The following is an 18,552-nucleotide window of genomic DNA, read 5'->3' as shown; positions in this document are numbered from 1 at the left end:
GACACCGAAACGATCTGGACGGACGATGAACGAAGACCCTTCGAGAAAAAGACTGGGACGGGGACTGGCGGCGCTGATCGGCGAAATCGATCGCCCGGCGGCTCCGGAAAAGCCCGGGCTGGCGGCCGACGGCAAGGTGCCGATCGAGTTCCTCAGCCCCAACCCGAAGAACCCGCGCCGGCATTTTGGCGACGCCGACCTGACCGACCTCGCCCAGTCGATCCGCGAACATGGCGTGGTGCAGCCGGTGGTGGCGCGGCCGTCGAAAACCCAACCGGGCCGCTACGAGATCATCGCCGGCGAGCGTCGTTGGCGCGCGGCGCAACGCGCCGGGCTGACCGAAATCCCGATCATCGTACGCGACGTCAACGACCGCACCGCGCTCGAGTTGGCGATCATCGAAAACGTCCAGCGCACCGACCTCAACCCGGTCGAGGAAGCGTTGGGCTACCAGCAGCTGATCGACGACCACGGCTATACCCAGGCCGATCTCGGCCAGGTGATCGGCAAGAGCCGCAGCCATGTCGCCAACACGTTGAGACTGCTCAAGCTGCCCGACGTGATCCGCGACATGCTGGTCGACGGCGCGCTCTCGGCCGGCCACGCCCGCACCCTGGTGACGGCCGACGACCCGGCCGGGCTCGCCAAGCGGATCATCGATGAAGGGCTTTCGGTGCGTCAGGCCGAGGCGCTGGCGCAAATGCCGGTCGGCGCGCCGGCGGCAAAGCGCCAGCCCGCAGCGCCGCCGCAAAAGGATGCCGACACGCTGGCGCTGGAAAAATTGATGACCAATACGATCGGCATGATCGTCACGATCGAACACAACCAGCGCGGCGGCGTGATCAGCGTCGCTTACCGGACGCTGGAGCAGCTTGACGAGCTTTGCCGAAGGCTGAAGCGGGAGTAGGTAGGCTGCTAAAGGATCGCGATATTTAGGCGGCAAATGAAGTAGATTAATTGAGTCAATAAAGGCCAGCCATTGCGCCGGCCTTTTTCTCGTTGAGGTTGGCGAAATCGCTGAAGCCGTCAATCTCCCCCCTTGAGGGGGAGATGGCCGGCAGGCCAGAGGGGGTCGTCTCACATCAAGCGCCCACGTCGTCTGTCGCCGCGGAAGGCGCTGGCGCTTTACGCTCGCCGACCCCCTCTGTCGCCTTCGGCGACATCTCCCCCTCGAGGAGGGAGATCAGGCTCGCTGCGCCAGCCTTGCGCTCTCCACGGCAATGCCGAGCAGGGCCTGGCGTGCCAGCGCGACCGACAGATCCGGCCGTCGGCGTGTCTGCAGGACCGCCGTCTGCAGGCGGTTGAGTGCGCGGCCGAGCGCTTCGCTGCTCCAGCGTTCGAGGGCTTTCTCCACCAGCTTGCGCCGGGAGAAAAAAACCGGTGGGCGCGCCGCGGCAACGACCGAAGCGGCATTGCGGCCGCCGGCGTCCATCTGGCCGCGCATGGCCTGGATCGTCTGCAGCTGCCGCATCGCCGATGAAAGCACCAGGAAGGGCTGGCCGCCGGACTGGCAATGGCGGGTAAAGGCGGTGTCGAAGTCGGCGATCCTGCCTTCGAGCAGGGCGTCGACCGCCGCATCGAAGGAGAGGCCTGAGACGTCGCCAGACGTCGCCTTGACGTCGTCAAGGCCGATTTCGGCCTGGCCATGCGCATAAAGTACAAGCTTTTCGATCTCGCCGCGCGAGGCCAGCCGGTCGCCGCCGAGATTGCGGCGCAGCGCCTGCCGGGCCTCCAGCGTCATCGACATGCCGGCCTTGCGCAGTTCGTCGTCGATGACCGTATCGATATCCCTGGCTTCATCGGCATAGCAAGGCAATGCCATGGCATTATCCGCCGCCTCCACCACGGCGCGCAGGCCGACGCCCTTCTTCAGGTCGCCGGCCTCGATAAGGATGATGGCGTCCCGCGCGGGCTCCGACGTCAGCGCCTTGACGTCGTCGGCAAGCGCCTTCTGGGCGCCGGCATTGCGCACCCATAGCAGGCGCCGCTCCGAAAACATCGGCACGGTGCGGGCCTCGTCGAGCAGGCGGCCCTCGTCGCGGTCGACTTCCGATCCGTCCAGCCTGACCACTGAAAACGGATCGTCAAGCGGCAGGCCGGTCTTGCCGGCAAAGGCCTTTGCCCGCTCGGCAACCAGCCCGCGATCGGGACCGTAAAGCAGCACGATCGAGACGCGCGGATCCGGCTTCGCGAGCCATGCATCGACTTCGTATGCTTTCTTCTGTGCCATGGGCACTGATTAGCATGACGCGCGCGCGGGGTGAACGGAGGGATTGGCGGGATTGTATCGAGACGCCTATGGGACAGCGCCCCCTCTGTCCTATACGGCGGGAAGGAACTCGACAGAGGGATCTTGCCAGCAGGAATCCCTTCTCATGCGCCAGATCAGGCCGGACCATTCGCCAAATTGCGCATGGCGGCGGAAGATCGACAAGAAATTTCGCGGACATATCTTCATCTTGACGAGTGCTGGCCGGCGCGGTCGTTGGCCCGAAGCCGCGCCCGGCGAATTGGCACTGGTCCGGCGGTGTGCAAATATCCTGGCTGGGCAACAGTGGAGGACCGAGATCATGGCCGATGCCGGAATGTTGCGCTTCCATGTTCCGGAACCGGAAGTGCGGCCGGGCGGGACGCCGGATTTCTCCAATGTGAGCATTCCAAAAGCTGGCTCGGTGCCGCGCCCGAAGATCGACGTCGACCCGCGCGACATCCGCGATCTGGCCTTCTCGATCATCCGCGTGCTCAACCGCGCTGGCGAGGCGGTCGGGCCGTGGGCAGGGCTGCTTTCGGACGACGAGTTGCTGGAGGGGCTGCGCCATATGATGACGCTGCGCAGCTTCGATGCGCGCATGCAGATGGCGCAGCGCCAGGGCAAGACCTCTTTCTACATGCAGCATCTCGGCGAAGAGGCAGTGAGCTGCGCCTTTCGCAAGGCGCTGTCGCGGGGCGACATGAATTTTCCGACCTATCGGCAGGCCGGCCTGCTCATCGCCGACGGCTACCCGATGGTCACGATGATGAACCAGATCTATTCGAACGAGGCCGATCCGCTGAAAGGGCGGCAATTGCCGATCATGTATTCGTCGAAGGAGCACGGTTTCTTCTCGATCTCCGGCAATCTGGCGACGCAGTACATCCAGGCAGTCGGCTGGGCGATGGCCTCGGCAATCAGCAACGATTCAAAGATCGCCGCCGCGTGGATCGGCGACGGCTCGACCGCCGAGTCCGACTTCCATTCGGCGCTGGTATTCGCCTCGACCTACAAGGCCCCGGTCGTGCTTAACGTCGTCAACAACCAGTGGGCGATTTCGACCTTCCAGGGCATTGCCCGCGGCGGCTCCGGCACTTTTGCTGCACGCGGCCTCGGCTTCGGCATCCCGTCACTGCGCGTCGACGGCAACGACTATCTCGCCGTCCATGCGGTGGCCAAATGGGCGGCGGAACGGGCGCGCAGCAATCTCGGGCCGACGCTGGTCGAATACGTCACCTACCGCGTCGGCGCGCATTCGAGCTCCGACGACCCGTCGGCCTACAGGCCGAAGGCCGAGTCCGACGCCTGGCCGCTCGGCGACCCGATCGTCAGGCTGAAGAACCATCTCATCCAGCGCGGCGTCTGGTCTGACGAACGCCACGCCCAGGCCGAGGCGGAAATCCTCGACACGGTGATTTCAGCGCAGCGGGAGGCCGAGCGCCACGGCACGCTGCATGCCGGCGGCAAGCCTTCGGCGCGCGATATGTTCGAGGGCGTCTATGCCGAGATGCCGCCGCATCTCAGGCGCCAGCGCCAACAGGCCGGGGTCTGACCATGCCCCGGCGGACCATGATCGAGGCGATCCGCGACGCCATGGACGTGTCGATGGCGCGCGACGAACGCGTCATCGTGTTCGGCGAGGATGTCGGCTTCTTCGGCGGCGTCTTCCGCTGCACGCAAGGCCTGCAGGCGAAATACGGCAAGAGCCGCTGCTTCGATGCGCCGATCAGCGAATCCGGGATTGTCGGCGCGGCCATCGGCATGGCGGCCTACGGGCTGAAGCCTTGCGTCGAGGTGCAGTTTGCCGACTATGTTTATCCGGCCTATGACCAGATCGTCTCGGAAGCGGCGCGGCTGCGCTACCGCTCGAACGGCGATTTCACCTGCCCGATCGTCGTGAGAATGCCGACCGGCGGCGGCATCTTCGGCGGTCAGACCCACAGCCAGAGCCCGGAGGCGCTGTTCACCCATGTCTCCGGCCTGAAAGTCGTGGTTCCGTCCAATCCGCACGACGCCAAGGGCCTGCTGATCGCAGCGATCGAGGATCCCGACCCGGTGATCTTCCTGGAGCCGAAGCGGCTGTATAACGGCCCGTTCGACGGTCATCATGAGCGGCCGGTAACGCCATGGTCGAAACATCAGCTCGGCGAAGTCGCCGATGGCCATTACACGGTGCCGCTCGGCAAGGCGGTGATCCGGCGGCCTGGTGCGGCAGTTACCGTGCTTGCCTATGGCACGATGGTCTATGTCGCCCAAGCGGCAGCCGAGGAGACCGGCATCGATGCCGAGGTTATCGATCTGAGGACACTGCTGCCGCTGGATCTCGAGACGATCGTCGCCTCGGTCAACAAGACCGGGCGCTGCGTGATCGTGCATGAGGCGACGCTGACATCCGGCTTCGGCGCCGAACTTTCTGCGCTGGTTCAGGAGAACTGCTTCTACCATCTGGAAGCGCCGGTGGCGCGGGTCACCGGCTGGGACACGCCCTATCCGCATGCGCAGGAGTGGGACTATTTTCCCGGTCCCGCCCGGCTAGGCCGCGCGCTCGTCGAAACGATGGAAGCCTGAGGGGGAAGACGATGGGCGAATATGTCATCAAGCTGCCCGATGTCGGCGAAGGCGTCGCCGAGGCCGAGCTGGTCGAATGGCAGGTCAAGGTCGGCGATCTCGTGCGCGAGGACGCCGTACTTGCCGCGGTCATGACCGACAAGGCGACGGTCGAAATTCCTTCGCCCGTCGATGGCGAGATCCTCTGGCTTGGCGCCGAGATCGGCGACACGGTGGCGATCGGCTCGCCAATCGTCAGGTTGAAAGTGGCCGGTGAGGGGAACGTCAGGGTTGGCGGGACGCTTGCAGACGTTACGGCGGAGGGTACCCCTGACGATGCGCGGGCTCGCCCGTCCTCGGGCTTGGAGCCGTCATTACCCAATTTGGCGCCGTCATCCTCGGGCTTGTCCCGAGGATCTGCCGTCCCACACGGATATGACGCGATCAGTTCCGAGAGGTCGGTAGATCCTCGGGACAAGCCCGAGGATGACGGCGCCAGGTCCAAGGTCGCCGGTGCGCCGCGTCCCGAGGGAGAAAAGCCACTGGCCTCGCCGGCCGTCCGCCTCAGGGCGAAAGAGGCCGGCATCGACCTTCGGCAGGTTCCGGGAACCGGACCGGCCGGTCGCATCCGGCATGAGGACATCGACGCCTTCCTGGCGCGGGGGCCACAGCTGGCGAAGGCCCCTGGCCTCGCCCGCAACGAGACGGTCGAGGACATCAAGATAGTCGGGCTCAGGCGAAAGATCGCCGAGAAGATGACGCTGGCCAAGTCGCGCATCCCGCACATCACCTATGTCGAGGAGATCGACGTCACCGCGCTCGAGGATTTGCGCGCCGCGCTCAACAAGGAGAAGCGGCCGGGCGCGGACAGGCCGAAGCTGACGCTGCTGCCGTTCCTGATGCGGGCGATGGTCAAGGCCATTGCCGACCAGCCGAACCTCAATGCGCTGTTCGACGACGAAGCCGGCATCGTCCACCAGCATGGCGGCGTCCATATCGGCATCGCGGCGCAGACGCCTGCGGGGCTGATGGTGCCGGTGGTCAAGCACGCCGAGGCGCGCGACATCTGGGACTGCGCCGCCGAGGTCAACAGGCTCGCCGAGGCGGCCAGGTCGGGCACGGCGACACGCGACGAGCTTTCGGGCTCGACCATCACCATCACTTCGCTCGGCGCCATGGGTGGCGTGGCGACGACGCCGGTGATCAATCATCCGGAAGTGGCGATCGTCGGCGTCAACAAGATGATGGTGCGGCCGGTATGGGACGGCAGCCAGTTCATCCCGCGCAAGATGATGAACCTGTCCTCCAGCTTCGACCACCGCGTCGTCGACGGCTGGGACGCTGCGGTGTTCATCCAGCGCATCAAGACGCTGCTAGAGACGCCGGCGTTGATTTTTGTGGATTAGACCCGTGGGCGGAGGATTGCAGCGGCGCAGAATGAGAGGAGTAGCGATGCTTCTGTCCCTCCGGCCTCAAAGTCCTGTACCGTCGAGAGGAACTAGCGTGACATGATGAAGGAAATCTCCTGCAAGCTGCTGGTCATCGGCGCTGGTCCGGGCGGCTATGTCTGCGCTATCCGTGCCGGGCAGCTCGGCATCGATACGGTTATAGTCGAGTTCGGCAGACCGGGCGGCACCTGTCTCAATGTCGGCTGCATCCCGTCCAAGGCGCTGATCCACGCGGCCGAGGAGTTCCAGAAGCTCTCGCACATGGCCGGCGGCAAGAACCCGCTCGGCATTGCGATCGCCGCACCATCGCTTGATCTCGCCGCCACCACGGCCTGGAAAGACGGGATCGTTAGCCGGCTGAACAACGGTGTTGCCGGCCTGCTGAAGAAAGCTGGCGTGAAGACGGTGCATGGCTGGGCGACATTTCGCGACGGAAAGACCGTTGCCGTCGAGACCGAGATCGGCATGCAGGTGATCCGCGCCGAAACGGTGGTGATCGCGACCGGCTCGGCGCCGGTCGAACTGCCATCGTTGCCATTCGGCGGACCGGTCATTTCGTCGACCGAGGCGCTGGCGCTGAGCGAAGTTCCGGCGAGGCTGGCGGTGGTCGGCGGCGGCTATATCGGGCTGGAACTCGGCATCGCCTTTGCCAAGCTGGGCGCCAAGGTGACCGTGGTCGAGGCGTTGCCGCGCGTGCTGGCACAATACGATGCGGAACTGACCCGGCCGGTGGTTAAGCGGCTGGCCGAGTTGGGCATCGAGGTGCTCGTGAACGCCAAGGCCAAGGGGCTGTCCACCAAGCGCGACGCGCTGCTGGTCGAGACGAATGGCGGCAAGAACGGCAAGATCGCTGCCGACAAGGTCCTGGTCACGGTCGGTCGCAAGCCGGTGACCGAAGGCTGGGGGTTGGAGCAGATCGACCTCGACATGGCCGGCTCCTTCATCCGCATCGACGACCAGTGCCGCAGCTCGATGCGCGGTATCTTTGCCATTGGCGACGTCACCGGCGAGCCGATGCTGGCGCACCGGGCGATGGCGCAAGGCGAAATGGTCGCCGAGATCGTCGCCGGCCACAAGCGCAGCTGGGACAGACGAGCGATCCCGGCTGTCTGCTTCACCGACCCGGAGCTGGTCACCGCGGGCCTGTCGCCGGAAGAGGCCAAGGCGCGTGGCGAGATCAAGGTCGGACAGTTTCCCTTCACTGCCAATGGCCGGGCAATGACGAAGTTGGGCGAGGACGGATTCGTGCGGGTCGTTGCCCGCGCCGACAACCATCTGGTGCTGGGCATCCAGGCCGTCGGCCAGGGCGTGTCGGAATTATCTACGGCCTTTGGCCTAGCGCTGGAGATGGGTGCGACGCTGGAGGATATCGCCGGAACAATCCATGCCCATCCAACACAGGGCGAGGGTTTTCAGGAAGCGGCGCTGAAGGCGCTTGGGCGGGCGGTGCATGTTTGAGGGCTCGCGCTCTCCCCCCTTGAGGGGGAGATGGCCGGCAGGCCAGAGGGGGTCGGTTCGACTGGATGCGACCTCCCTTGCGACAGATGGAGGTTGGCGCTCTTCGCGAGGCGACCCCCTCTGTCGCCTTCGGCGACGTCTCCCCCTCGAGGGGGGAGATTACGCAGCTCATCCCGCAAGCCGGCTAACCATCTCGTGCTGCGCATAGGCGCGGCCGAAGCGGTTGGCCAGAAAAGCGTCGAGCGCGATGTCTTCCTGCTTGATGAAACCTCTTGCCGGCAAGGTGCCGTCGGCGAGCATGTCGAGCACGGCGCAGATCGCCGATGCGGTGGTGATCTGGATGGCGCTGCGCACCTTTTCGCCGTCGCGCCTGGCGTAGATCTTGTTGGCATAGGTCTCCTGCAGCAGACGGCCGTTCTTGCGGCCGCTGACGGTGACGAAGACGATAACCACGTCCTGCAGCGTTGCCGGCAGGGCGCTTTCGAAAATGTCCTTCAGCACGTCGCGGCGGTGGCGCAGGCCGAGGTCGTTGAGCAGCGCCTTCATGATCGCGGCATGGCCGGGATAGCGGATGGTGCGGTAATTCAGCGTGCGCACACTGCCCTTCAGCGTTTCGGCCAGCGTGCCCAGCCCGCCCGAGGTGTTGAACGCCTCATAGGTGACGCCGTCGAGCGAGAACTCCTCGCGCTCCTCGAGCGGCGGCACCTCGATCAGCTCGCCTTCGACGATCGCCTCGCAAGGCTCGCAATATTCGTTGATGACGCCGTCGGTGCTCCAGGTCAGATTGTAGTTCAGCGCGTTCGACGGGTACTGCGGCAGCGCGCCAACCCGCATGCGCACGCTCTCCAGCGTGTCGAAGCGGCTGGCGAGGTCGTTGGCAACGATCGAGATGAAGCCCGGCGCCAGGCCGCATTGCGGAATGAAGGCGCTGCTGCCGGAGCGCGCCAGTTCCTTGACCCGCCTGGTGCTGACGACATCCTCGGTCAGATCGAGATAGTGCACGCCGGCACTGGCCGCCGCCTCCGCGATGCGCGTGGTCAGATGGAAGGGCGCGGCGCTGAGCACCGCGAATTTGCCGGCCAAGGCCGCTTCGAGGGTGCCGGCGGCTTCGATGTCGAGTTCCAGCGTCTCGACCGTTTCAGGCAGTTCGGCCGCGCCGAGCTGCGCCGCCGAGCGGTCGACGAGCGTGACATGGTAGTTGCCCGTGGAAGCCAGCATCTCGGCAATGGTCGAGCCGATCTTGCCGGCGCCGACGACGATGATTTCCTTCATGACAGGTCCCTCGCACCAACATTGGATTGATGGCTAGAATCGCAGCTTGCCTGTCGAAAGGAAGCGTGAGACTGTACGAAACGCAGTCTCTCTTTGTGCAATGTGCCGGCAAGGTTCGTCGAAATGCTCAGCGATGCCGACCAGGCCCTGCTTTCCCTGCTGCGCATCAATGCACGCGCCTCGACCGCCGAACTGGCGCGACGGCTGGGCGTGTCGCGGACCACGGTGCAGAGCCGGATCGAGCGGCTGGAACAGCGCGGCATCATCACCGGCTACGGTGTCAGGCTTTCGCCCGACTACGAACAGGGGCTGGTCAGGGCGCATGTCCTGCTTACCGTCACCCCCAAGCTCGCCGACAAGGTGGTGCGCAGCCTGCAGGCGCTGGCACAGGTTCGAACGCTGCACTCGGTCAGCGGCAATTTCGACATGATCGTTGTCGTCGAAGCGCCGTCGATCAGGGATCTCGACACGCTCCTCGACCAGATCGGCGCCATGGACGGGGTCGAGCGGACGTCGTCGTCGATCATCCTGTCGACGCGGATCGACCGCTGAGCCGTCTGGTGTCGCGGGTCCAGACGCTGGCGGGACAGCGCTCGCCTCTGCCCTGCCGGGCATCTCCCACTCCAGGGGAGATTGGATGTCACCGCGGCTTTCGCCAACCTCCAAGGTGGCTGAATGGATGGTATCGGCGAAGTTGCCGATCTCCCCACCAGAGGGGGAGATGCCAAGTAGTGGGAAGGGGGCAGGACAGAGGGGGGCGCGAACGATCGCCAAGGGCGGTGATCGTTCTGGCGTTACCGCAGCAAAGCGATATAGGCTTTCAAAATGTGGATCGATGGCGTGCAGCCGCCCCCAATCTCTCGCAGCATCGCGCGTTCACCCAAAGGACCTAGACAGGAGGCCTCCTTGCCCAAGCAGTGTTTCGGAAAATCCCATGTGCCGTTGTCGCCGGCGGTCAGGGCCGGCGATTTCGTCTATGTCTCAGGCCAGGTGCCGGTCGGCAGCGACGGGCTGGTGGTCAAGGGCGGCATCGCCGAGCAGACCGAACAGGTGCTGTCGAACGTCAAGGCGGCACTGGCGCTGGCCGGCTGCACGCTCGACGACGTGGTCAAGACGACGGTCTGGCTCGAGGACGCGCGCGATTTCGGCATCTTCAATACCGTCTATGCCCGGCATTTCCCGAAAGATCCGCCGGCACGCACGACGGTGGAGTCACGGCTTATGATCGACATCAAGATCGAGGTCGAAGCCGTCGCCTACAGGCCGGCCTGACGGAAAAGCGGAGACAGGCGCAATGCAATTCGATCTCCTGATAAAAGGCGGCCGCCTCATCGATCCGGCGTCGGGCCTCGACGCACAACGCGATCTGGCGATTGCCGACGGCCGTATCGCCGCCATCGACGCCGAAATCCCCTTCGAACGTGCAGCCCGCGTCATCGACGCCACGGGCTCGATCGTCGCGCCCGGCCTGATCGACCTGCACAGCCATGTCTATTGGGGCGGCACGTCGCTCGGCGTCGATGCCGACCGGCTCGCCGCAAAGAGCGGCACCACCACCTTCGTCGATGCCGGAAGCGCCGGCGCCGGCAATTTCCTCGGCTTTCGCCGCCACGTCATCGAGCGCTCGAAGGTCCGTATCCTGGCTTACGTCAACATTTCCTTTGCCGGCATTTTCGGCTTTTCGCAGACCGTCGCGGTCGGCGAATGCAGCGACCTCAGGCTCTGCGAGCCGCGCGAAACGGTGGCGGCGGCGCGTGAGCACGCAGACGTGATCGTCGGCGTCAAGGTCCGCTCGGGACGCCACGCCGGCGGCAGCAGCGGCATCGCGCCGGTCGATCTCGGGCTGGAAGCCGCCGACAAGGCCGGCCTGCCGCTGATGGCGCATATAGACGAGCCGCCGCCGGGTCGCTCGGAAGTGCTGCCGCGGCTGCGCACAGGCGATATCCTCACCCACTGCTTCCGGCCGTTTCCCAACGCACCGGTCTTCGCTTCGGGCGCGGTGCGGCCGGACATGCGGCTGGCGCGCGAGCGCGGCGTCATCTTCGATATCGGCCACGGCATGGGCTCGTTCGATTTCGAGGTGGCCAAGGCGATGCTGAGCGAGGGACTGGCGCCGGACGTGATCAGCAGCGACGTGCATCTCTATTGCGTCGACGGGCCGGCCTTCGACATCCTGGTGTGCATGTCGAAGCTGCTGGTTCTCGGCATGCCGCTGGTCGAGGTGCTGCGCGCCGCGACACAGCGGCCGGCCGAAGCGATCGCCAGGCCCGATTTGGGCAGGCTTGCGGTTGGTGCGGTCGGCGACATCGCGGTGCTGCGGCTGCGTCCGGGCCGCTTCACCTTTGTCGATTCGGTCGGCGCCTCGCTGGTCGCCGAGCAAAGGCTGGTCTCGGACGGCATCGTGGTCGGCGGCACGTGGTGGCCGAACGAGGCGCTGGACGATCTCGGCGAAACCGAGCGCTTCGAAGCGCATGCGCACGACACGCATGTCGAGGTTGCCGCCCGGCATTTCGGGCGTGGGTGATCTCCCCCTCAAGGGGGGAGATCACAGCTTCACCGCGGCGTCCCATAAACCGGCGTCGCAATGCCTTCCATCCTCGCCTTGATCTGCAGCGCCACGAACTTCGAATAAAAGCGCGACAGCGCCAGATTGCCGCCGTGGAACCACAGCGCTTCCTGCGCGGTCGGCTTCCACATGTTGCGCAATTCGCCTTGCCATGGACCCGGGTCGCCTTTCACGCCCGAGCCAATCCCCCAGCACGGCCCGACCTTGTCGGCGACTTCACGGGAGACGATCGCCGCCACCGTTTCGTTCATCGAGAGATAGCCGGTGCAGGCGATGATTGCGTCTGCCGCCAGTTCGGTGCCGTCGTCGAAGAGGATGCCTGTCGGCGTCAGCGACTTGATCCCGACGCCGCTGCGGATGCCGATCTCGCCGTCGATGATCAGATCGCAGGCGCCGACGTCGATGTAGAAGCCCGAGCCGGTGCGGTAGGCCTTCATCAAAAGTCCGGTCTCGTCGTCGCCAAAATCGATGGCGAAGCCGGCGCCGCGCAAGCGGTCGTAGAAGGCCGCGTCGCGCGCCTTGATGATGTCGTAAAGCGCCCGCTGGCCTTGCGGCAGCAGCGCGAACGGCGTCGAGGCGACGATCATGTCGGCCTTCTCAGTGGTGATGCCGCGAGCCAGCGCCTTTTCCGAAAAGATCTCGAAACCGATCTCCATCAGCGTGTCCGACTTGACCACCGTCGTCGGCGAGCGCTGGACCATCGTCACCTCGGCGCCGCTCTCCCATAGATCGACGCTGACGTCATGGCCGGAACTTGCGGCGCCGATGACGGCGACCTTTTTGCCGCGGAATTTCTCGCCGCTGGAATATTGGCTGGAGTGCAGGATCTCGCCCTGGAAGGCCTCGGCGCCCGGCAGGTCGATCTGCCTAGGCGGGCCATAAGCACCGGTCGCAAAGACGATGTGCCTCGGCTTTAACGTGATGCGCTGGCCGGCGCGGTCGACCTCGACCGTCCAGACCTTTTCGGTGTCGTCGTAGGACGCGCTGATGCATCTTGTGGAGGTCCAGTAGTTGAGCTCCATGACGCGCGTGTACATTTCCAGCCAGTCGCCCATCTTGTCCTTGGCCGTGAACACCGGCCAGTTCTCGGGAAACGGGATGTAGGGCAGATGGTCGTACCAGACCGGGTCGTGCAGCACGAGCGAGCGATAGCGATTGCGCCAGGAATCGCCGGCCTGCGCATTCTTCTCGATGATAATGGCCGGCACGCCGAGTTGCCGGAGCCGTGCGCCCAGCATGATGCCGCCCTGGCCGCCACCGATGACCAGGCAATAAGGCTGCTGGCCGGCGCCGAGTTCACGCGTCTCGCGCGCCCTCGCCTCCAGCCAGGTCTCGCGCTCCGGATCGGCCTTGTGGCGGACGCCCAGAGGCCGCGCCGGGCCCTTGCGCTCCTCAAACCCCTTGAGATCGCTCATCGCCGTAAACAGTGTCCGGCATTTGCCGTCCCTGAGGCGTATGATGCCTTGGCCCCACGCTGATGACGTCTCGAAAGAGAACCAGGCTTCGATAACGCCTTCGTCCGAAGTCGCTTCGCTGCTGAGCTGCCACCGAGCAGGCCTTGTCATTGCCAGCGTGGCTTCCAGCATGTCGCGGATAGCCGCGCGGCCTTCCATGGTCTTGATGTTCCAGGTGAAGGTCAGCAGGTCGCGCCAGTAACAGTCCTCGACGAACAGGTTGATTGCGGCCGCGACGTCGCCCGCCTCGAGCGCTCGCGCAAAAGAACCGAGCCAGGTGGCCGCCTGTTTCGACGGTGATATGTCGAGCATCTGTCTTCCCTATCTCCTGCGACTTCGGCGCTGCCCTTTAACCTTATCCTCTCTCCCGAAGAGCGGGGAGAGGGTAGGTGAGGGGCAGCGCAAACAGTCCGGAAATTAGGGGCGCAGCGCAAGACCCCGCTATCAGGCGCGCGCGCGGGCCTGATCCGAACCGCTATCCAGCCATGCAAGATCGTCCGGCGAAAGTGAGATGTCGAGCGCCTGGAGGCTGTCTTCCAACTCGTCGAGCGTGCGCGGCCCGATCAGCGGGACGGACGGAAAGGGCTGCGCCAGGACATAGGCGAGCGCGACGTGGATCGGGCTTTTGCCCAGCCGTTTGGCGAGCTCGATGGCGCGGTCGCGGCGGCCGAAGTTCCTCTCCGAGTACCAGACCCGGACCAGTTCCTCATTGTCGCGCCTGTCGCGGCCGGCGCGGTCGGTGAAGAAGCCGCGGCCCTGGCTCGACCAGGCGAAGTTCGGCATTTGCCGGGCGGTGAGCCAGGCCTTCCATGCGTCACTGGAGGACGTGACGCAGCCCGCCCAGATCGGCTCCAGCATCTCGGCCAGCGAGAAATTGTTGGAAAGCGCGCCGGGCTTCTGCTTGCCGGTGCGCTCGGCATAGGCAATCGCCTCGTCCATGCGTTCCATCGTCCAGTTCGAGCCGCCGAACGGACCGCGAATGCGGCCGGCCTTGACCTCGCGATCCATCGCATCGACGAACTCGTCGACCGGCACGTCCGGGTTGTCGCGATGCATGAAATAGACGTCGATATGGTCGGTCTGCAGCCGCTCGAGCGACTGGGTGAGCTGCTTGCCGATGACGTCGGGATAGCAGAGCGGCGAGTGCGCACCCTTGCCGATGACCACCGATTGCTCGCGCACGCCGCGGTTCTTCAGCCACTGGCCGAGCAGCGTCTCGGTATAGCCGGAACCGTAGACGAAGGCGGTGTCGAACAGATTGCCGCCCGCCTCAAAATAGGCGTCGAGCAGGATGGCGCCCGACGAAAAGGTGCGGAAATCCTCGAAGCCGAGCGCCAGGCACGAGGCCGGCCGCGGCAGGCCCGGAATGCCGCGCTTGGGGATGGCGGTCCCGCCGGAGCGCAGCTTCCGCCCGGAGATCGTGTTGACGCGCTTTGCCGGTTTCTCGATGTCATATTCGAGCCCGATGGCGGCCCGCCATTTATCGAGCACGCGCAGATTGCCGAGACTGTCGGCCCAGCCCATGCCCGGCCAGGCGAACTCCTGCTTCCCGCCGTGAATGGCCTCGCCGGCGGCGTCGACCTCGAATGCGTAAAGCCAGCCGTCCTCCTTGACCTCGACCACCTCGGTGTCACCCCGACGGATGATGCGGATTTCGCCGGTGCCGCCTTGCTGGCCGCCGGCATACCAGAAATCCGCCACCTCGATGCGGCCCTTGCTGCCGAGAATACGCAATACGTTGTCCTGCGCGAGCGAAATGCTGCAGGAGACTTCCGCGACGATGCCGCCCGGAAAATGCAACAGCGCCGACGCCCATTCATCGACGCCGGATTGGCCGAGATGCGCAGCGCCGACTACTTTGTCCGGCTCGGCAAAGGGCTTTCCCGCCGCGGCGCCGGCAATCAGCCGCGCCATCGAGACGGGATAGCCGCCGACATCGAGAATGCCGCCGCCGGCGAGATCCTTGGCGTAAAGCCGGTGCTCCGGCATGAAGCTAGGCATGGCGAAGCCGAAACTGGATTTGATCATCTTGATGTCGCCGATCGCGGCGGCCCTGATCAGCTCGACCAGCCTGGCCGTCTGCGGATGCAGCCGGTACATGAAGGCTTCACCGAGAAAGGTGCCGGCCTTGCGCGCGGCATGGATCATGGCGTCGGCCTCGAAGGCGGTCAGGCCAAGCGGCTTTTCGCAAAGCACATGCTTTCCGGCCTCAGCCGCCTTGATCGCCCATTCGGCATGGCTTGGATGCGGCGTTGAAATATAAATCGCGTCGACATCCGGATCGCCAAGCAAAGCCTCGTAGCCATCAAGGATGCGGGCGCCGGGGAAAGCCTCAGTGAGCCCGGCCTTGCCGGGATTGCGCGCCCCTAAGGCGACCAATGTGCCGGTGCGCGAATGGGCAACGCCGCCCGCAAAGGCCTTGGCGATGTTGCCGGGCCCGAGAATGCCCCAGCGAATTTTTTCTGGCTTGGACGTCATGTCAAATCTCCGTGGGGTGGCCGCGACCAATCGCGATCGGACAAAAGAAACTAGATGGGTTAGCGAATGCGTGCGCCGGTGGCGTCGAAGAGAAGCGAGCGGTCGGCCTTGATCGACACCACCAGGTCGTCGCCGTTCGCGCGATGCCGCGAGGCCTCGCGCTCGATGATCAGTTCCTCGCGCCCGCCCCCGGTCCCGGAATTGGCATAGACATAACTCACCGATCCCAAGTGCTCGGCGACGTCGGCCTTGAGGGTAAGGTCGCAATCGCCCTGGCCGGCGTCGAAGAAATGCTCCGGCCGCACACCAAGCACGACATCGCCGCCTATCGCAGGCAGAGCATCCGAAAGCTGCTTGCGCAGGAGCGCGCCGCGATGATTGACCAGTTCGACGACCGCAGCGCCATTGTCGGCCCCGACCATTTTCGCCGCCAGAAAGTTCATTTTCGGGGAGCCGACGAAGCCGGCAACGAAGCGGTTGGCGGGGTCGTCGTAGAGATCGAGCGGCGCACCGATCTGCTCGATATTGCCGGCGTTGAGCACGACGATCCTGTCGGCCAGCGTCATCGCCTCGGTCTGGTCGTGCGTCACATAGACCATGGTAACGCCAAGCTCCTTGTGAAGGCGCGATATCTCGACGCGCATCTGCACCCTGAGCTCGGCGTCGAGATTGCTGAGCGGTTCGTCGAACAGGAACACTTGCGGCTCGCGCACGATGGCGCGGCCGATGGCGACGCGCTGGCGCTGGCCGCCCGACAATTGCCGCGGCCGCCGCTTCATCAGCTCGGCGATGCGCAGGATTTCGGAAGCCCGCTTCACCCGCCGCTCGGTATCTGCCTTGGGGTTGCCGGTCATTCTTAGGCCGAAGCTCAGATTCTGCTCGACCGTCATGTGCGGATAGAGCGCGTACGACTGGAACACCATGGCGATGCCGCGATCGGCTGCCTCGACGTCGTTCACCACCTTGCCGCCAATGGCGATCTCGCCGTCGCTGATGTCCTCGAGCCCGGCGATCATCCGGAGCAGCGTGGACTTGCCGCAGCCGGAAGGGCCGACGAAGACGACGAATTCGCCGTCATCGATATCGATATTGGCGCCGTGGACGATCTCGAAGACGCCGAAGCGCTTGATGACGTTTTTGAGTGTGACTGCCGCCATGCTGATCCTTACTTGATAGCGCCGGCGGCGATGCCGGCGACGAAATGGCGCTGCAGAAGCACGAACACGACGAGCATTGGCGCCGTCAGCATCACCGCGCCCGCCATGATGCCGCCCCAGGACACCTTGGTGAGACCGATCAGCGTGCCGAGCGCCACCGGCGCGGTCATTGCGCCCGGCTTGGAATTGATCAGCAGCGGCCACAGATAATTGTTCCAGGAAGCAAGGAAGAGAATGATGGCGAGCGCCGCCAGCATCGGCCGCGCCAGAGGCAATGCGACGAACAGGAATATCCGCCATTCCTTGACGCCCTCGACCTTGGCGGCGTCGAACAGCTCGTGCGGCATCATCGAAAAACTCTGCCGCATGAATAGCACGCCCAGCGAGTTGAACAGTGGCGGCACGATCAGCGCCACCCAGGTGTTGGCGAGCTTGAAGTCGCGCGCCACCATGATGAATTGCGGGATCAGCACGACCGCATAGGGCAGCGTGATGGTGCCGAAGATGATGGCTACGACCATGCCCTTGCCGAAGAAGTTGTAACGCGCCAGCGCCCAGCCGGCCATCGAGGTGAGCATCACCGACAGGAAGGTATAGGTCACCGCCACCGAGACGGAGATGCCGATGGCGCCGATGAAATTGGTGCCGCGCTGCAGATTGCTGACATTGTCGAGGAAATTGCCGTGCGGCAAAAGCTCGATGTCGGGGCTGAAGATGCCATTGTCGGGCATCGTGGAAAAGACCACCATCATCCACAGCGGAAACAGCCAGACCAGCGCCAGCGGCGTCAGGAACAGATGCAGCGCGATGCTGCGGCCCAATCTGGCCTGGGAACGGCTGACCCGGGAATGGCTGATTGGGGAGCGCGAGGTCATTTCGGTTCCCTCGTCAGCCATATCTGCACCAACGAAATGGCAATCGCCAGCCCGGCCATGGTGTAGGCGACGGCCGAAGCATAGCCGAAATTGAGCGACCGGAAGCCCTGGCGGTAAAGCAGCAGCCCGAGCGTTTCGGTGCCGCCGCCCGGCCCGCCGCGCTCGGTGATCAGGAAGGGCTCGGTGAACAGCTGCATGGTGCCGATGATCGACAGCACGGCGCAGAACACGATGATCGGCTTGAGCAGGGGCAGCGTGATATAAAAGAACTGTTTGACCTTGCTGACCCGGTCCAGGGTTGCCGCCTCGTAGACATCCTCGGGGATGGACTGCAGGCCGGCGAGCAGGATGATGGCGTTGTAGCCGGCCCAGCGCCAGGTCACCGCCATCATGATCACCGCCATCGCCGGGGTGACGTTGGTAAACCAGTCGACAGTGGGCAGTCCGATGCTGTTCAGCAACTTGTTGATGATGCCGTAGTCGAGATTGAACATCAGCCGGAAAACCGCCGAATAGGCGACCTCACCGACCACGACAGGCGCGAAGAAGGCAAATCGGAACAGGCCACGTGCCTTGAGCAGCGGCGAATTCAAAAGCACCGCCATCACTATCGCCAGCGAAATCATCACCGGCACCTGGATGACGAGGATCAGCAATGTGTTCTTCAAGGCATTGAAGAAGGCGGGATCGCCGATCAGCCGGCCCCAGTTGAAGGTCGGCGCGAACCGCCACGGCACGGTGCGCGTCGCCTGGAACGAGATCAGGAAGGAATCGATGATCGGCCACAGCCAGAAGATCGAGAAGATCAGCAGATAGGGCGCGAGGAAGCGATAAGCCGTGGCGTTCTGGTAGCGCATCGTTTTCCTCCTTTCTGCTTTCAAGTTCTTGCCTTCTCCCCTTGTGGAGAAGGTGGATCGGCGCATAGCGCTGAGACGGTTGAGGGGTGATGGCCGGAGTGCCGCCGGCGCCAAGCTGGAGCACCCCTCATCCGTCGCCTTCGGCGATACCTTCTCCCACAAGAGGAGAAGGGGAGCCGTGCGCTCGGA

Annotated in this window: 15 protein-coding genes; 8 read left to right on the top strand and 7 right to left on the bottom strand. The window is 64.5% G+C overall.

Annotated elements, in window-relative coordinates:
• Positions 1 to 25 precede the first annotated feature (25 nt).
• Positions 26 to 907, top strand: coding sequence for a ParB/RepB/Spo0J family partition protein (locus NKI79_RS14440; protein WP_352802244.1), 882 nt, complete (start codon positions 26 to 28; stop codon positions 905 to 907).
• Between the two features lie 276 nt (positions 908 to 1,183).
• Here NKI79_RS14440 and holA read toward each other — a convergent pair whose 3' ends face one another.
• Positions 1,184 to 2,230 (bottom strand): DNA polymerase III subunit delta, encoded by a 1,047-nt coding sequence (holA, locus tag NKI79_RS14435; RefSeq protein ID WP_352802242.1) that lies wholly within the window; start codon positions 2,228 to 2,230, stop codon positions 1,184 to 1,186.
• A 340-nt stretch (positions 2,231 to 2,570) separates the two neighbouring features.
• Here holA and NKI79_RS14430 point away from each other — a divergent pair, with 340 nt between their 5' ends.
• From NKI79_RS14430 to lpdA, 4 genes are all read left to right on the top strand, one after another.
• Entirely contained in the window at positions 2,571 to 3,803 is a 1,233-nt protein-coding gene (locus NKI79_RS14430) for a 3-methyl-2-oxobutanoate dehydrogenase (2-methylpropanoyl-transferring) subunit alpha (RefSeq protein WP_254817940.1), read from the top strand.
• A 2-nt stretch (positions 3,804 to 3,805) separates the two neighbouring features.
• A complete protein-coding gene (locus NKI79_RS14425; protein WP_352802240.1) occupies positions 3,806 to 4,819 on the top strand; it encodes an alpha-ketoacid dehydrogenase subunit beta in 1,014 nt (337 codons plus the stop codon).
• Positions 4,820 to 4,830: 11 nt separating this feature from the next.
• Positions 4,831 to 6,204, top strand: coding sequence for a dihydrolipoamide acetyltransferase family protein (locus NKI79_RS14420; protein WP_352802239.1), 1,374 nt, complete (start codon positions 4,831 to 4,833; stop codon positions 6,202 to 6,204).
• Between the two features lie 105 nt (positions 6,205 to 6,309).
• On the top strand, positions 6,310 to 7,704 hold the full coding sequence (gene lpdA / locus NKI79_RS14415; protein WP_352802376.1) for a dihydrolipoyl dehydrogenase: 1,395 nt from the start codon (positions 6,310 to 6,312) through the stop codon (positions 7,702 to 7,704).
• 168 nt (positions 7,705 to 7,872) lie between these two features.
• Here the strand turns inward: lpdA and NKI79_RS14410 are convergent, their stop codons facing one another.
• Entirely contained in the window at positions 7,873 to 8,976 is a 1,104-nt protein-coding gene (locus NKI79_RS14410; protein WP_352802237.1) for a saccharopine dehydrogenase family protein, read from the bottom strand.
• 123 nt (positions 8,977 to 9,099) lie between these two features.
• Between NKI79_RS14410 and NKI79_RS14405 the strand changes: the two genes are divergently transcribed.
• The 3 genes from NKI79_RS14405 to NKI79_RS14395 all read left to right on the top strand — a co-directional run bounded on the left by NKI79_RS14405 (position 9,100) and on the right by NKI79_RS14395 (position 11,500).
• Positions 9,100 to 9,528, top strand: coding sequence for an Lrp/AsnC family transcriptional regulator (locus NKI79_RS14405; protein ID WP_352701191.1), 429 nt, complete (start codon positions 9,100 to 9,102; stop codon positions 9,526 to 9,528).
• Positions 9,529 to 9,882: 354 nt separating this feature from the next.
• On the top strand, positions 9,883 to 10,248 hold the full coding sequence (locus NKI79_RS14400; RefSeq protein ID WP_254817935.1) for a RidA family protein: 366 nt from the start codon (positions 9,883 to 9,885) through the stop codon (positions 10,246 to 10,248).
• Between the two features lie 22 nt (positions 10,249 to 10,270).
• Complete coding sequence (locus NKI79_RS14395) at positions 10,271 to 11,500, top strand: amidohydrolase/deacetylase family metallohydrolase (RefSeq protein ID WP_352802236.1); 1,230 nt, start codon at positions 10,271 to 10,273, stop codon at positions 11,498 to 11,500.
• A 29-nt stretch (positions 11,501 to 11,529) separates the two neighbouring features.
• On the opposite strand, the gene NKI79_RS14390 is transcribed toward NKI79_RS14395, so the two are convergent.
• From NKI79_RS14390 to NKI79_RS14370, 5 genes are all read right to left on the bottom strand, one after another.
• A complete protein-coding gene (locus NKI79_RS14390) occupies positions 11,530 to 13,308 on the bottom strand; it encodes an NAD(P)-binding domain-containing protein (RefSeq protein WP_352479727.1) in 1,779 nt (592 codons plus the stop codon).
• Between the two features lie 132 nt (positions 13,309 to 13,440).
• On the bottom strand, positions 13,441 to 15,474 hold the full coding sequence (locus NKI79_RS14385) for an aldo/keto reductase (protein WP_352802235.1): 2,034 nt from the start codon (positions 15,472 to 15,474) through the stop codon (positions 13,441 to 13,443).
• A gap of 59 nt (positions 15,475 to 15,533) precedes the next feature.
• Entirely contained in the window at positions 15,534 to 16,631 is a 1,098-nt protein-coding gene (locus NKI79_RS14380; protein ID WP_352802234.1) for an ABC transporter ATP-binding protein, read from the bottom strand.
• A gap of 8 nt (positions 16,632 to 16,639) precedes the next feature.
• Complete coding sequence (locus NKI79_RS14375; RefSeq protein ID WP_023720571.1) at positions 16,640 to 17,506, bottom strand: carbohydrate ABC transporter permease; 867 nt, start codon at positions 17,504 to 17,506, stop codon at positions 16,640 to 16,642.
• Positions 17,503 to 18,363 carry a carbohydrate ABC transporter permease gene (locus NKI79_RS14370; RefSeq protein ID WP_352650285.1) on the bottom strand — a complete coding sequence of 287 codons (861 nt, stop codon included), beginning with the start codon at positions 18,361 to 18,363 and terminating at the stop codon, positions 17,503 to 17,505. Before NKI79_RS14370 ends, NKI79_RS14375 begins: the two co-directional genes overlap by 4 nt.
• Positions 18,364 to 18,552 lie beyond the last annotated feature (189 nt).

The sequence above is a fragment of the Mesorhizobium sp. M0340 genome (genome assembly GCF_040321535.1).
Classification (GTDB): domain Bacteria; phylum Pseudomonadota; class Alphaproteobacteria; order Rhizobiales; family Rhizobiaceae; genus Mesorhizobium.
Note: the sequence above shows the minus strand (reverse complement) of the source record. Positions and strands in the feature narration are given on the sequence as shown.